Source organism: Oceanidesulfovibrio marinus, from assembly GCF_013085545.1.
GTDB lineage: Bacteria > Desulfobacterota > Desulfovibrionia > Desulfovibrionales > Desulfovibrionaceae > Oceanidesulfovibrio > Oceanidesulfovibrio marinus.
Genome location: NZ_CP039543.1, coordinates 3597979 through 3614030, shown reverse-complemented (window position 1 = coordinate 3614030; position 16052 = coordinate 3597979). Strand labels below are relative to the sequence as shown.

Genomic DNA, 16052 nt, shown 5'->3' with positions numbered 1-16052 from the left:
TCACAGGAGGCACACCATGAAAAAGTTGCTCATCCTCGTCATGACCACCGCACTGCTGTGCGCCGCCGGCGCCGCGCTGGCTCAGAACCAGTACGGCGGCGGGTATGGCATGCACGGCGGAATGATGCAGGGCTACCAGGGCAACCAGCCCCAGCAGTCGGAGGAGTTCCAGAAGTACTACCATGATACGAAGCAGCTGCGCAGGAAGCTGGCCCAGGACCGCGCCCAGCTCAACGCGGAGCTCATGCAGGACAATCCCGACCCGAAAAAGGTCCGGGAGCTGAACCGCAGCATGGCCGACACCCAGGCCGAGCTCCAGCTCAAGGCCCACGAGTACGATGTGCAGGACCAGTGCCCCTGGTGCGGCGGCGGCATGGGGCCGGGCATGGGACGTGGCATGATGGGCCCGGGCATGGGCTACGGCATGCACCGCGGCTGGTAGACGCCTCGCAGCAAATGCGGCGCGTCGGACCGCCGAACCCGATCACGGCAGGGGATGGCTCGCAAAAAGTCATCCCTTTGTTATGTAAGCGCATCCCTTTCGCAAAGCCCATCCTGGCGCCCTGCCGGCCACAGCCGCAAAAAGTCCGCGATTATTCCTGTTGTCAGCCGAACGCATCCTGATATCATTCTCCAAACTCGTCTCCCCTTCCCCGATTCGCAAGGAGTATATCTCGTGAAGATCTGGCCTGGCCTCCCCTACCCCCTGGGCGCGACGTACGACGGCTCCGGAACCAACTTTTCCATCTTCTCGGAGGTGGCCGAGCAGGTGGAGCTCTGCCTCTTTGACGAAGACGGCCTAGAGACCCGCATCGAGCTGCCGGAGGTGACCGGCTACTGCTGGCACGGCTATCTGCCCGGCATCGAGCCCGGCCAGCGATACGGCTTCCGCGTGCACGGCCCCTGGAGCCCGGAGCACGGCCACCGCTGCAACGAGGCCAAGCTGCTGCTCGACCCGTACGCCAAGGCCATCGAAGGAAGCGTCGACTGGAACGACGCTGTGTTCCCCTACCGGCTGGACAAGGGACCGGACGTACGCAGCGACACGGACAGCGCGCCGTACGTGCCCCGCTGCGTGGTGCACCAGCCCTACTTTGATTGGAACGGCGACCGCCGCCTGCAGCTTCCCTGGCACGAGACCATCATCTACGAGACGCACGTCAAGGGCTTCACCTGCAACAACCCCGACATCCCCGAGGAGCTGCGCGGCACATACGCCGGCATGGCCCACCAGGTCTCCATCGAGCACCTCAGAAGCCTGGGCGTCACCGCCGTGGAGCTGCTGCCCGTGCACCAGTTCATCCACGACAAGCGTCTCATCGACATGGGCCTGCGCAACTACTGGGGCTACAACTCCATCGGCTACTTTGCGCCGCACAACGACTACTCGGCCGAGAGCCGACCGGGGGCCGTGGTCGCCGAGTTCAAGCAGATGGTCCGCGCCCTGCACCAGGCCGGCATCGAGGTCATCCTGGACGTGGTCTACAACCACACGGCCGAGGGCAACCACCTGGGCCCCATGCTCAGCTTCAAGGGCATCGACAACTTCTACTACTACCGCACCATGGACGACGACCCGCGCCACTACATGGACTACACCGGCACGGGCAACAGCCTGCACATGCGCAACCCCCATGTGCTGCAGCTGCTCATGGACTCTCTGCGCTACTGGATTCAGGAGATGCACATCGACGGCTTCCGCTTCGATCTCGCCTCTACCCTGGCCCGGGAGCTGCACGAGGTGGACAAGCTCTCCGCCTTCTTCGACCTCATCCAGCAGGACCCCGTGGTCAGCCAGGTCAAGCTCATCGCCGAGCCGTGGGACGTGGGCGAAGGCGGCTACCAGGTGGGCAACTTCCCGCCTGTATGGAGCGAATGGAACGGCCGCTACCGCGACTGCGTGCGCGACTTCTGGCCCGGCCGCGACGAGACCCTGGGCGAGTTCGCCGCCCGCTTCGCCGGCAGCCCGGACCTCTACGAGAACACCACCCGCCTGCCCTTTGCCAGCGTCAACTTCGTCACGGCCCACGACGGCTTCACCCTGCGCGACCTGGTCTCCTACGACCACAAGCACAACAAGGCCAACGGCGAGGAGAACCGCGACGGCACCGACGACAGCCGTTCCTGGAACTGCGGGGTTGAAGGCCCTACCGACGATCCGGAGATTCTGGAGCTGCGCGCCAAGCAGCAGCGCAATTTCCTGGCCACACTGCTGCTCTCCCAGGGGGTGCCCATGATCCTGGGCGGCGACGAGATGGGTCGCACCCAGCAGGGCAACAACAACGCCTACTGCCAGGACAACGAGATCTCCTGGCTCGACTGGGAGCATGCCGACGAGGAGCTGCTGGAGTTCTGCCGCCGGCTCATCGAGTTCCGGCAGAAGCACCCGGTCTTCCACCGCCGGCGCTGGTTCCAGGGTCGGGAGATTCACGGCACTGAGATCAAGGATATCGCCTGGTTCACCCTGGAAGGTTCGCAGATGGCCGAGGAGGACTGGGGCGAAAGCTACGCCAAGTCCCTGGGGGTCTACCTCAACGGCGCCGCCATCCCCAACCCCAACCCCAAGGGCGATCCGGTGACCGACGATGACTTCTATCTGATCTTCAACGCCCACTACGAGCCGCTGGACTTCATCCTGCCGGGCGAGGAGTGGGCCGACTCCTGGCTACTGGAGCTCGACACTCGGAACGGCTGGGTGGATGAAGCCAAACCGCTCAAGGCCGGCGACACGATCCAGGCGGATGCACGATCCCTCGTGGTGCTGCGGCACGAGGCCTGATCCGACGATTCCGGGCCTTGCTTCTTCATGATGGGCCCATACTGAATCGCTGAAGCCCGCCAGCGAAGGGATTTCACACACCAACCCCACGCGGGTTGTCATATGGCCGTGGATTTTCTATACAATCATTATCCCTTTCCTCTCTACTTGCACGTGTAGAGGCTACGCCCCTGTAACGGGAGACGCCCTTCGCCGCATCGCGGCTCTCCCACCCGGTGCGCGCATTTTCATAGTGGGCCGTTCTCACGACGCCTGGATGCTCCACCGGGAGAGCCTTCCGCATGAAGGAGCGTGGAATGCGATACGCCTGCGCCGCCCTGCTCGCCCTGTGGTGCCTCGCGTTTTTCTGCACCGAGGACGCCCGCTGCGAAACCCTATCCGAGGCCATGAACGACGTGCTCACGCAGGTCGAGGAGCACCCCGACGATCCTGAAGCGCAGAAACGCGCCGGCATGGGCTACCTCTACCTGGCTCGGGAGGTGGGCGACGATCCCTCCCGCGATGTCTTCGGCTCCCTGGCCGACTTCCACCTGGACCAGGCCGCGCAACTTGATCCTGACGACGATGAGACCCTGACGATGCTGGCGGAAACCGCCGTGCTCAACCAGGATCCATACAAGGCGGCCAACGTCTACGAGATACTGGTGGGCCGGCAAGAAGACCCGGCCGAGGGCCGTTACCTCGTCCCCCTGCAGAGTTGCTACCAGTGGCTCATGGATCCCTGGCGGGCCGTGTCCTTCTACCGCTCCCAGCTCGAACGCATGCCAGCCTGGCCTCAGCTCGAGTTCCTTCTGGCCGTGACGCTGCTGGACATCGACCGCGGCGAGGCCCTGGAAATCATGTGGAAGCTGGCCGGATCGCCGGACACGCCGCCGGAGCTCAAAAAGACGGTGCGCGCAGCCATCAGGGAGGAGTCATGATCCGCTGCTCCTTCGCCTTTGTCCTCACCCTGTTTCTGGCCCTGCTGCTCTGGTCCGCGGCGGCCCATGCCCAGCCGCAGGACTACCTGACCCTGAAGCGCCGGATCTGGGACCGCTGGGAGCAGGTCATGAATCAGTATCCCGCAGGCCCGCAGCGGCAAGCGGCCTTCGAACAATATGTGAACCAGCCTCTGGCCAAACTCGACCCGGACCGCATCAACGACTTCCGGAACGTCTGCCAGGACGCCGGCGTGTCCTACGACGAAAAGCTTTTCTCGGCCGGGTCGCCGCCGTGGAGCAAGAGCTTTAAAAAGGGTGGCGACCTGGACACCCAGGCCCCGGACCTGCGCGCCTACTACCGCATGCGCCGTGCCGCCAAGGCGCGGGGGCTGCAAGTCACGGACAATGGCAACTCGTTCAGCATCGGAAGCCACGAGACCACGGTGCACATGCCGCCCTCACGGTTCAACGGCCCCACCAGTCAAGCCGCATACGAGCGCGCCATGGCCGCGGACCAGGAGGCGGCCGAGTACATTGCCCAGGGCGGCTCCACCACGATTCCCACTGCTAAAGGTCCGGTGACGTTACGGCGCAACGTCCTGCGCACGCCCATGGCCGAGGCCGGAGATTACCTCAAGAAGGCGCACGAGGCCCGCGACTTCCTGGAGGGACCGAACGTCGGCCGCCAGCAGGTCATCGAATCCATGAACTTCAGCAACAAGGCCGTCTACAAAACCGAACAATCGCTACGCAAGGCGGGCATCAATCCGGGCATGGCCATCCACCGCAAGACCAGCGCCGAGCTGGACGCCATGCTGGGCAACCGCAAAGGGGCCGAGGCCGTTGCCTTTGCCCGCAAGCAGAACGAGAACGCCTTCCGCCAGCTCGACCGAATGCTCGTCAAGTCGGCCAAGGCCACGGCGCGGGACATCGCCGACCTGAGAGGCAGAATCATTGCGGCGGAAAAAGCCGGCGACACGGCCAAGGCCGTGGCCCTGCGGCAGCAGCTCGTCAACACCCGCAACCTTATCAACCGCACTGCCTCCCAGGCCGGCCGCCGGGAGATCGTGCGCAAGGTCTTCCAGGAAGGGGATGACGCGGCCAGCGCCGGCTCCAAGGGCGCCAGGTACCTCAAGAAGCTGTCCGAAAAGTTCGGGAAGATGTCGCCTGCACTGAAGAAACTGGGGGGCATCCTGCTCAAGGGCTTCTCCGCTGCGGCCAGGGCTGCCGAGCTCCACGCCCTGTACAAAGAGTATGAAGCCGCCGAGCAGCGGGAGACGGAGTGGGCCCAGAAGATCGGCCGCGATCCTTCCACCGGCGGCATCGCCAAGGAGTTCGTCTTCGGCGCGCTCGGGTTCCACCGCGCCAAAGAAGCCGCCGACCAGGCCATGGCCCGGCAGGGGAAGGACGCCAACCCCTCGGACTGGGAGTACATCAGAACTTTCGTGGCCGTGTACGCCGATCAGAACATCGAGGCTGTCGGCCCGTTGGGCAACGACCCCACGGTGAAACTGGAGGAGTACATGCGCGCGCATCCTGAGTTTGCCAGGAAGTACGGTGTGGTGCTCGAAGACGACGCCATGGCCGACGCTGCGCCACCCACCCCGCCGGAGACGGCCAAGACAAAGCCGGATGCGCCCAATCCGCCAGCCGCGCCGACACCACCGCCCATGGTCGCCGCCTCCCTGCCACCGGACAAGGGTGCAGACGCCAAGGAGAAGAAAGATAACGCACCGGCTCCGCCGCCCATGGTGCGGGCCTCCCTGGAGAATAAGGATGACAATGAGAAGAAGCCGGACAAAAAATCAACAGGCCAGGAGCCGGATGCCAAGACCTCAGACCCCGGTTCGGGGAAGCCGAGCCAGGCCCGGACCACTGGCCCCAAAACGAGGTCTGGCCCCACGCAGACCGCCGGGTTCAAGGCCAACAGGCCGTACACCGTCACGGGCATGGCCCTGGAGACGGAGCAGCGCAAGTGCCGTGTGGGCGCCAAAACATACAAGACCTTCGAAGGGATTGTTGATGGCAGCGGGATGTCCGTGACGGTCAACCAGGACGGCCGGAGCTACATCCTTTCTGGCGAGAGCGCCCGCCTTGTCCTGGAGAAGCAGCGGTTCATCGAACGGCTCGCCTACTGCGGCTACGTGACCACCGGACGATACGCTGGTTTCGGTCCGGGCATCACTCAGGCCGCGCCAGCCAAACCGCAGCCCAAGATCAACTGGAATGTGTGGAAAACTCGTAACAATCCCAGCAAGAAATACAAATGTATCAACTCCTTGTGCAAGGATTGCTCAATGTGGACCCATATCGGCGCTCCCTTATACGACAAGTGCCGCAACTGTCTGGAACAGAACCGACAAAAGCTGCTCTCATGCGGCGGACCTTAAGGGGGTGCTTCATGCGGACCGTATTGCTGACGCTTCTGCTCCTGCCGGCCATGGTCCTTGCCGCCTTTGCCGGCACGTTCGAGGGACTCACGCCGGGCGAGTCCACGCGCGGCGACGTCTACAGAACTCTGGGGCAGCCCACCAAAACCGAGGACAACGGCCTGCAGTGCTGGTTCGATGCCGCGCCGTTCCAGGGCAAATCCATCATGGTGACGTTCCATCCCTCCGGGATCATGGAGCGTCTCCAGCTCGAACCGGCGCAGGCATACTCCAGGAACGACTATGTCTCGTGGTTCGGTTTGAAAAAGCCCTCCCGAGTCTTTGTGGAGAACGGGTTCCGCTACAGCCTGTACGACGGCCAGGGCGTGGCCCTGGCGCAGAAGCCCCCCGGAAACAACGCGCCCGTAGTCTTCTTCGTCCACTACTGGATAGCGCAGAACGGCGCGAAGGACCGCCTGCTGGCACTGTACAACCAGTTCAAGGACGCCCACGCGCGCAAAGACTGCGACGCCATGCGTACGGCGTGGCAGGCCGGGCAGAAGGAGTTCCCCATGGTGGCCCAGTTCCAGCTCGACCAGATACGCGAGGCCGCCACATGCCGACAGCTCACGCCATCCGATACGGAGACACTGCTGCTGGCCGCCGACACGGCCGTATTCCTGAACCCGGACGACGAAAGTTACCGGACGCTGGGGTATATCTACTCGTCCATCGCCGACAATCCGGCCAAGGCGCTGGACGCCTTCTCTCGGGTGAACCTTGCCCGCAACCCGGACATCAACGTCTTCCTCGGCGCGTGCCATCAGAAGCTTGGCCATGCGCAGAAGGCGCGGAGCCACTTTGAGGCATATCTTGCTACGTATCCGAACGGCGAGTATGCCGATATGGCCAAAGCCGGCCTGAAGCAGTTACGATGATCCCGGCAGTGCTGCGGAAGGACCGCAACATAAGCAACACCCTACTGTTCCGGATGATTGAATGAAGACGCCCGAACTTCTCATGTTCAGAACGCCCAGACCTTCAGGGGCATGCGCATGCACAGACCACTCGCACGAAGCTTATTCCGGCTCATGCTCGCCGCAACCGCGCTGCTTGCTCTGAGCGCGCCAACCCATGCCGAGACGGACGCTTACAGCGAGGGGCTGGCCGCGTTCGAGCAGGGCGACTACGCCGAGACGCTGACCATTATCGAACCCCTGGCCAGGGACGGCGACGCCAAGGCCCAGGCGCTGCTGGCCGTGATGTACGACAACGGCCTGGGCGTATCGCAAAGCCAGGAGGAAGCTGCACGGTGGTACGGCTTCGCAGCCGCCCAGGGTGACGCCTACTCGCAGCACATGCTGGGCCGCATGTACCACCTGGGCCGCGGCGTACCGCAGGACGACGAGCTGTCCGCCCGATGGATGCAGAAGGCTGCCGAGCAGGGGAACATCCAGTCGCAGAGGTCGCTGGGCGCGTTCTACCACGAGGGCATCGGCGTGGAGCAGAACCAGGAAGCCGCTTTCCACTGGTTCGAGCAGGCGGCATGGCAGGGCGATACGGAATCGCAGCTCTTTGTGGGGCTGGCCTACGCCCGGGGGGACGGCGTGCACCGCGATCCGATACAGGCCTACATGTGGTTGAGCGTTGCGGAGGCCAACGGCCAGGAGAGCGCGAAAAAATGGAAGGAGCAAGAGGCGCAGGAGATGAACCCGAAACAGCTGGAGGCGGCGAAGAAACACGCCGCGGAATGGCGCCGCAAGGGACCGGAGCACTTCCAGTAAGCGGCTCCAACTCCTTGCCGGAGCGCCGTCAGGAGGATCTCCCCTCCTCCGGACGCCACATGCCGGACAGGCACATCTTCAGATCATCAACCAGCACCGGCTTGGACAGGTAGCCGTCCATTCCCGCATCCAGGAAGCGTTCCCTGTCGCCGCTCATGGCGTAGGCGGTCAGTGCTATTATGGGGATGTTCCTGTTCCCCTCGCCGACCTCCCCGCCCCGTATGACCTTTGTCGCGGCCACACCATCCATGACGGGCATCTGGATGTCCATCAGGACGACATCGTAGACGCCCTTCTCCAGCATCTCCAGGGCGCTTTTCCCGTTGATCGCCGTGGCCACGGAGTGGCCCCACTTCTTCAGTATCACCTCAATACTGAACTGGCTGATCATGTCGTCATCCACCACCAGCACCCGCAATCCCTCCCTGCCGGGATGCATGATCGGCTGCGACGCGGTGCCCCTGTCCAGAGCGTCCTCTTCCACCACGCTGAACGTCATGCCGATATGGAACGTGGTCCCTTTGCCGGGTTCGCTCTCCACGGCCATGTTCCCGCCCATGAGCGTCACGAGCTGCTTCACGATGGCCAGACCCAGCCCCGCGCCCTGATACCGGCGCGTGAAGCTGTCGTCGGCCTGGGTGAAGGAGTCGAAGAGCGTTTCCAGGCTCTCGTCCTCGATGCCGGGCCCCGTGTCGCTGATGGAGAACAGGACGCGCGCCGTGCCCTTGTCTGGGGCCGGAAGCGCGTAGGTGGACACGTCGATGCTGCCGGACTCCGTGAACTTGACTGCGTTGCCCACGATATTGTTCAGAATCTGCTGCATCCTGGAAGGATCGCCGGCCAGCACTGCCGGCACCTTGGGATCGGGGTGGAAGCGCAGGTCCACTCCCTTTTGCCTGCACATGGGGCTGAAGAGCTGGTCCACCGTATCGAAGAGCTCGGCCGGTCGGAACGGCCTGCTCAGTATCTCCATCCGGCCGGCCTCCACGCGGGACAGGTCCAGGATATCCCCCAGCAGACTGGTCAGCCGCTTGGCCGACTGGATGGCCATGTTGACGTAGTGCTGCTGCTCCTGGCTCAGGTTGGTGGTGATCAACAGCTGGTGCACTCCCATGATGCCGTTGAGCGGCGTGCGGAGCTCGTGGCTCATGTTGGCCAGGAACATGGACTTGGCCCTGTTGGAGGATTCGGCCTGGTCCTTGGCCTGGATGAGCCGCGCTTCCAACTGCTTACGCTCTGAAATGTCGCGGACAATGGCCATGACAATCCGTTCACCCAGAAGCTTGGTGCCGCTGACGCTTACCTCCACGTCGATCAGCGACCCGTCCTTGCGGCGATGCATGGTTTCGAACACCATGCTTATCTCACTGAGGTTGGCGAAGTCCCGCCTGACGTCCTCTTCCGTCAATGTGGCTTCGTACTCCCAGGTGTAGAGCTCAAGAACCTCCTCCTGGGTGTAGCCCAGCAGCTCGGCGAATCGCTTGTTCGACTCGATGACGCGGTGCTCCTGGTTGATGAACAAAATGCCGTCCTTGCTCTGCTCCATGAGCACGCTACGGCGCAGCATCTCGGCCTTGAGCTGTTCTTCAGATTTCTTGCTTCCGGTGATATCCAGCATGCTTCCCAGGCATTCCAGCGGGTTGCCGTTGGCGTCCCGTTTCAGACGGACCGAGTTGTAGACCCAGATGTAGGAGCCGTCCGCGCACCGGAATCTATACTCGTGCTGCAGCACACCGGTCTTCAGGAGCTGGTCCATCTCCGACATGACTCGGTCCTTGTCGTCCGGATGGAGACACCCAATCCAGAAGCCTGGGATCGATATAAAATCCTCCGGCGTGTGCCCTGTAACCTCCCGGATGTTCTCGCTGACGAAGGTTGCGGAAAATTTACTATCCACATCGCAGACATAGACCACGGCCGGCACTGCGGACAAAATTTCTTCCTGGCGCTTTGTGGCGCGGTATATCTTACTCTCTGCCTGCTTGAGCTCGGAGATATCCTGGGCATATACAAGGATATATTCCTGTCCTGAGTACTCGATATGGCTGGATGTGATCTGAACCGGGATGGGATAGCCCTTTCTCGGTATGATATCGATATCGAACTGCAATATATCTGGCGGAATGCTCTTGCTTTCAGCATTGGATTCAACTTTGCCAGGGAACCTTGGCGCGATGTCCCAGATGGACAGCTGCATGAATTCGTCGCGCGAGTAATCCAACAATGAGCATGCGATATCATTGACATAGACGACAGATCCATCCGGCTTGATCCAGAATATGCTCAACGCCGCCTTGTCTATGGACTCCTTTGTCAGCAGAAGCTGCCGCTCAATTTCTTTGCGCTCCGTCACATCCCGGAAAAAGCTCACGATCTTCTCACCATCGGAGTCTATGTGCGAGGCGCTTACTTCCACATCGATTATTCTGCCGTCTTTACGCTGGTATTTTGTCTCGAATCGAGAGCCGCCTTCCCGCTTCAATGAATAAACTATTTCATCTATGCGTTGTTTATCAAAATACACGTCAATCTGCCAAACATACATCATCTCCAGTTCAGATGGTGTATATCCGAGCATCTCCGATGCAGTTGGATTGGAATGTGATATTTTTTTGTCACTGCCCATGACCAACACACCGTCAAACGACGTTTCCAATATGATGGAGGCCTCGTACTCATGTCGCTTCCGGTCCGAAACATCTCGTGCGATCCCATAATAATATCGCTCTCCATCCTCCATATACTGCAATGTCTTTATCTCGACTGGAAATTTCGTTCCATCTTTCCGTTCATGTTCAGCGCCAAGAAGCACCGGCTCATTTTCTTCGTAGTCCTTCCAGAATCTATAAAAGCGCTCGGGTGTTGTTGACGTATCGAGATCCCAGATCTTCATCTGCAATAACTCGCTCTTGTCATACCCGGTGGAGGCGCATCCCGCCTGATTCGTATCAATAATATTACCGTTCTTGTCGGCAAGGTAGATCGCATCCGCCGAGTACTCAGCCAGACGGCGGTACGCCCTCTCGCTCTCGCGGGTGATTATCACCGACTGCGTCTTGCGCAGCCTGTTGTCCAACAGCTTGCCGGTCAGCATCGTTCCTAGCGGAAAGATGATGAGGACCGGGAGGGATATTGTGGACAGCGTCTGCCTGGCCGCTTCCCAGGGCAGCGTCAGCATCATGGCCAGCATAGCCACATGGACCACAAGGCCCAGGACGTACAGCTCCCCCCACGAGAATCGCCCCAGGGAGCCGCGCCTGACGCATCGCCAGGCAATGCCGATACCTCCCGAGGCGATGATGACCAAGACGCCTGTGTACGCGCCAATGCCGCCCACGTGCAGACGATACGCCGATGTGGCCACCAGGGTGATGATTGTGGAAAGCCCGCCGAAGTACAGGCCAGAAAGGCTAATGAGAACGGAGCGGGTATCGAAGATCAGACCCGGCTGAAGGGTCCACGGCGTGGACATGATCATCATGCCAATGGCGCTCAGGGCAAGGCCGGCAACGACCTGCCTGGCCAGACTCCTTCCCTGATGCCAGTTGGCGCCCAGCACGTCGAAGATGAGCGCGGCCCCCAATAACAACGCAATGTTATGCCCGAGTGCTAGGTATGTTGTATGATCCACGATGCACTAATCCGATTCATTGCGTCTGGAATGCTCTTGAACTATTTATTCATATGGTGTTCATTTTAACAATTCTGCTAACACATTTTGCTGCTTTGCCATACACTATCGCGTCATCCAACCTGCATTTCCATAAAAAGCATTAGCTTATTGCTCTAAAGACAGCCTACATTGACAAACGGCCTCAATACATCGTCACCACTTGGCTATTAGCACTCTCACTTTCGCAACTCAAGAACTATAACGGCAGCACGTTTATGCGTGCTTTCTCGCATTGTTGGTTTCTCGCCTGGTCATTCTTGGTGGGCAGGCGTTCCTCCCGGCAACTGCGTCATCGCGTCGCGCCATCGAGAACATACGGCCCGGCTCGCCGCTTATGAGCGGGCTGTCTCCCTCACAGTATGAACGATTCAGCCCTGACCGCTGAAACCGCTCAACACACGCCGCTGAACGCCCGGGTGGCCCAGACCAGGGCCTCGGCCCAACCTTGCTTCACATGCGACGGGTCCAGGCCGTGCTCCTGGATGAACGCGTCCACGGCGGACCACTCCGCCCGTTCCAGACAGCGCGCGCTCTCCAGATACTCGTGCAGCCGGCCAGGCTTCTCCTCCAGAGCGTCAGCCAGGCGCTGCTCCAACGACACCCGCGACAACACCTCGCTCATGGGAAGTTGCATCACCACATCCATGAGCGAAATAAGCCCGAGCAGGAAGTAGGAGTCCTTGTCCTTCTCGTCGGCCAGCAGCTCCAGATATTTTGCCCGCGTCATGCTCATCATCAGGAGTTCGGGGGAGGCGTCCTTGGCCTTGAGCTCCGCCACCACGACCAGCCTGAGCCAGTGCTTCACCTGCCCTATGCCGATGAGCCGCACCGCATGGCTGATGGAGGTGATCTCGTGCAGGAAGGAGAACGCCGAGGAGTTCAGAAAACGCAGCAGCCTGTATGCCAGGGACGGATCGGACTGGACGAGCTCCGTGAGCTGTTCGAGGCTCAGCTCCTCGTTGAGCTGCTGGAGGATGCGCAGCTTGCCGGCGGAGGCAGCCGGTGGTCGGCGGCCCTCCAGATTCACAGGCTTGGAAAAGAAGTATCCCTGGAACAGCTCGAATCCCAGGGACTTGCACCGCATGAACGTTTTGGCGTCCTCAACCTTCTCGGCAAGAAGCGTCACCCCTGGGTGGCGGGCTTTCTGCACTACGCCAGGGAGCATCTTCTCATCCACGCCCATCAGGTCCACCTTGATGATAGTCGCCAGCGGCAACAGCTCGTCGAAGGACGGATCGCCTGTATAGTCGTCGATGGCAAAGCTGTAGCCCTCGTCCTTCAGCTTGGCCACCGCCTGCACCAGCTCGGGGGTTACGTCCACACTCTCAAGAATCTCCACCACCACCCTGTCGGGTGGCAGGCCGTACGGCGTGCCGTCCAGGATCAGGTTGGCCGTGAAGTTGATGAGCAGCCGCTGCCCGGCGATCAGGTCTTCGCTGGATCGCAGGAAGCCGCCCGAGGCAACGCTCATGGTGGCGTGCTGCGGATCAACTATTTCGGCTGTACGCGCCTCCTGATTCTGCCGAAACAACAACTCGTAGCCATACACCTCTTTGTCGAGCGTCAGGATGGGCTGCCGGGCGACGTAGAACGTCTCATAGGTCTCCTTGCTCATGCGATATGCTCCCTATCTGGTCATGTATGTTCGCATAGCAGATCGAGTCAACAATAACATCCTGCCTTGATCGCCAAGCTTGTGAATACAGCCCTTTCGGGAATAAGGCAAAACCCGATGCCGAATGCCGGAGCCAGATTCGATTTGCCAGCGGCAGTGCTGCTGCCTGTTTGTGCAGCGCAAAAAGACCCGCCGCGACAGGATTGCAGTCGTGGCGGAACGAGCAGGATTCCAGAAGGATGCGGGTGGGAAATTATGAGAGGTCCGGAGCGATCAGGCCACGCCGTTCTCCCAGGCGTCTTGCGAGTCGTCCTTCAGGCGGATGCGTTCGGGGTGGCAGTAGACGTTCATGCGGCCGCCGCGCAGCCTGCCCACCAGAGTCAGATCGTGGCGCTCGGCCCAGTCCACGGCCATACTTGTTGCTGCGGATATGCCCGCCAGGCAACGCAGCCGCGCGGACACCGCCTTGCGGCAGACCTCGTACGAGATGCGCGAGGTGACCATGGCCACCGAGGCCTTGTGCGTATCCCCGGCGGCGAAGACCGCGCCAAAGGCCTTGTCCAGGGCGTTGTGGCGGCCCAGGTCCTCGGCATGGGCCAGCATGAAGCCATGGGCGTCGAACAGCGCCGCCGAGTGGGTCGCCCCGGTCTGCGGAAAAACAGACTGCTTGCCCTCCATGGTGCGCATCATGGTGTTGAGCATCGAGGGCGTGAAGCGCGCCTCGGGCGGGGGCTGGCGATGTGGACGCACCAGTCCGATGATATCCGCGTCCGGTTTTTTGGCGCGGATATCCAGAAGGCGGTTGGAGCTGGGAGAGAGCCCGACCCTCGCACGCAGGTCGTGTTCGCCGCGATCGATGATGACGCCGCGGATGTCACTGGAAAGGTTGATGATGCCTTCCGTATACAGTGCGCCGACCACGAGTTCGCCCACCATTCCCGGCGAGCACTGGGTGTGCAGGATCGTGCGGCCCTCCGACTCGATGGTCAGAGGGAGCTCCACTGCCAGAAGATCGCTCTCATTCTCTGAGCAGGCCTGGTTCACCCGGTGAATGCGCCGTGCAATAGTCTCGTCCATACCCCCTCCTCCGATCTGACAGCCGTCAGGAGAACGTATTCCAGGTGGCAGGCGACAAGGGGCCGAAGCCCTTTTCCTGCGCAATGATGTCCAGATGCACCAGCGCCAGCGGCAGCGCCTGCAGGTTCGGGTCCTTCTCGTACTCGCGGAGATCCACGCACAGCAGATAGCCCTTGCACTGGCTGCATGTTTCGATGCGCTCGTGCTTGGCTCGTTCCGCGTAGAACACCTCTCTGGAGTGGGGATCTTCATTGCCGCAGCCCGCGCAGGCGTTGCGCTGGAACCGCCAGCTATGACCGCAGAGCCCGCAGTGGAGATGCTTCTTGCCGCCGCCGCCCACCAGGGCCTCCACCTGGACATCGTCCTTGCGGGAAAGCGTGGCCAGACTGGGTGAGGAGCCGCAGACCGGGCAGGAGCCATGCGACCAGCTCGTGCTTTCCAGCTGATCTCCCAGCTGCGATGCCAGCCCGGCAATGGCCGCTCCGGCGATCATCTGCAACGAGAGCATGAGGTAGCCTGCAGGGACTCCAACCGCATTACCGAGGGCTTCCAGCTTCGCGGCGTCGCCGTCCAGCAGGGCGCGGGACGCCTCCCGCACGGAGAGCTCTCCTGTGGCCGCCGCCGTGGCGAGCTTCCGGAACGGCTCGCCGTTGGGGAACGAGGACTCCAGAACCGGCAGCAGCTCGCGCGTGGCATGCAGCAGCCACGGCTCCAGCCGTGCGAGATCGTCCCCGGTCAGCACGGAACCGCCCTGGGCGATGAGCTCCAGGTTGATCTCGGGCAGCGGGATGGGATCGTTTGCAAAAAGGTCGGCAAGGCCGGCACGAATGGCCAGCGGTTGCTCGAAGGCGTCTATAAGGCTGGCGTGGGCTGGACGGATGCGGCGTGCAGTGGCCATGGCGTCCAGGACCGCGTGTGCAGATTCGGTTGCTCCAGGCGTTGTCATCATAAGTATGCGTCACTCGCCGTTGAAGGTGGAGGAAATGCCGGCCCGCGTCACTGGCAGATAGACGCGGGCCGGCTGGCAGGAGCCGATACACTCGAGGAGGAGGCTCAGCCTAGATTGGCGAACACCCGGCGTAACGGTTTTGCAAGTCCGGCCAGGAACCGTTTCCTGTCCATGGGGCTCGCAGAGGCAACAGCGTAGGTGTAGTAGTTCTCGGGGACGTCGGTGAGCAGGTAGATGGCGCTAGTGAAGTCCGGATCGGCCAACATGGCGTTGGGATAGGTCTTCTTCACCTCGGCCAGACGCTTGTTGGCCAAGTCCAGCATGGCCTCGCGCTCGCCGAAGTTCATGGTGCCCGTGGGGCACACCTTCACGCAGGCCGGCAGCATGCCTTCGGAGATACGGCCGAAGCACATGGTGCACTTGGTCAGCACGCCTGTTTCCTCGTTGCGGCGCGGGATGTTGTACGGGCAGGCCTCGCGCACGACCTCGGCGTCCTCGGCGCTCAGCTGGGCGGTCTTTTCCGTGTAGAGCACGGCGCCGGTGGCGTCGTCCTTGAGGATAGCGCCTTCAACATACATGTCGGCCACTTCCTTGCACGGCGGCACCACGCAATGGCGGCATTGGTCCTGGAAGAAGTTCCAGCTGACCACGCCCTTATCGTCTTTGTGCTCGCTGAAGCGGACGATCTTGTAGTTGTTCGGATTGAGATCCGGCGGGTTCTGGTGGGAGCCGCGCTGCAGCGTATGGTTGGCCGGCAGCTCGTGCCATTCCTTGCACGCGAGCTGGCAACCGCGGCAGGCGGTGCATAATGACGTATCAATAAAGAATGCTTTTGGCATTGGCGTCTCCTGTGATCTCCGGGCGGACCGTCATGGCCCGCCCGGAG

11 protein-coding genes are annotated in these 16052 nt (G+C 61.6%); 6 read left to right on the top strand and 5 right to left on the bottom strand.

Going from position 1 to position 16052, the window contains the following annotated elements; genetic code table 11:
• The first annotated feature begins 16 nt into the window (after positions 1-16).
• The 6 genes from E8L03_RS15925 (at position 17) to E8L03_RS15900 (ending at position 7852) form a co-directional block, all read left to right on the top strand.
• Positions 17-442, top strand: a complete 426-nt coding sequence (locus E8L03_RS15925; protein WP_171267887.1) for a periplasmic heavy metal sensor — start codon at positions 17-19, stop codon at positions 440-442.
• 234 nt (positions 443-676) lie between these two features.
• The gene (gene glgX, locus E8L03_RS15920) at positions 677-2779 is read left to right on the top strand and encodes a glycogen debranching protein GlgX (protein WP_144306275.1); all 2103 of its coding nucleotides are present in this window, start codon (positions 677-679) and stop codon (positions 2777-2779) included.
• A 296-nt stretch (positions 2780-3075) separates the two neighbouring features.
• A complete protein-coding gene (locus tag E8L03_RS15915) occupies positions 3076-3699 on the top strand; it encodes a tetratricopeptide repeat protein (protein ID WP_171267886.1) in 624 nt (207 codons plus the stop codon).
• Complete coding sequence (locus E8L03_RS15910; RefSeq protein WP_171267885.1) at positions 3696-6089, top strand: hypothetical protein; 2394 nt, start codon at positions 3696-3698, stop codon at positions 6087-6089. Before E8L03_RS15915 ends, E8L03_RS15910 begins: the two co-directional genes overlap by 4 nt.
• An 11-nt stretch (positions 6090-6100) precedes the next feature.
• Positions 6101-7006 carry a tetratricopeptide repeat protein gene (locus tag E8L03_RS15905; protein ID WP_144306272.1) on the top strand — a complete coding sequence of 302 codons (906 nt, stop codon included), beginning with the start codon at positions 6101-6103 and terminating at the stop codon, positions 7004-7006.
• 117 nt (positions 7007-7123) lie between these two features.
• On the top strand, positions 7124-7852 hold the full coding sequence (locus E8L03_RS15900; RefSeq protein ID WP_171267884.1) for a tetratricopeptide repeat protein: 729 nt from the start codon (positions 7124-7126) through the stop codon (positions 7850-7852).
• A gap of 28 nt (positions 7853-7880) precedes the next feature.
• Here the strand turns inward: E8L03_RS15900 and E8L03_RS15895 are convergent, their stop codons facing one another.
• The 5 genes from E8L03_RS15895 to E8L03_RS15875 form a co-directional block, all read right to left on the bottom strand.
• Positions 7881-11483, bottom strand: a complete 3603-nt coding sequence (locus E8L03_RS15895; protein ID WP_171267883.1) for a PAS domain S-box protein — start codon at positions 11481-11483, stop codon at positions 7881-7883.
• 433 nt (positions 11484-11916) lie between these two features.
• Positions 11917-13140, bottom strand: a complete 1224-nt coding sequence (locus tag E8L03_RS15890) for an EAL and HDOD domain-containing protein (protein ID WP_171267882.1) — start codon at positions 13138-13140, stop codon at positions 11917-11919.
• A gap of 273 nt (positions 13141-13413) precedes the next feature.
• Positions 13414-14217 (bottom strand): formate dehydrogenase accessory sulfurtransferase FdhD, encoded by an 804-nt coding sequence (gene fdhD / locus E8L03_RS15885; protein WP_144306268.1) that lies wholly within the window; start codon positions 14215-14217, stop codon positions 13414-13416.
• 25 nt (positions 14218-14242) lie between these two features.
• On the bottom strand, positions 14243-15115 hold the full coding sequence (locus E8L03_RS15880) for a formate dehydrogenase accessory protein FdhE (protein ID WP_167512552.1): 873 nt from the start codon (positions 15113-15115) through the stop codon (positions 14243-14245).
• 155 nt (positions 15116-15270) lie between these two features.
• On the bottom strand, positions 15271-16005 hold the full coding sequence (locus E8L03_RS15875) for a 4Fe-4S dicluster domain-containing protein (RefSeq protein ID WP_144306266.1): 735 nt from the start codon (positions 16003-16005) through the stop codon (positions 15271-15273).
• Between the last annotated feature and the right edge of the window lie 47 nt (positions 16006-16052).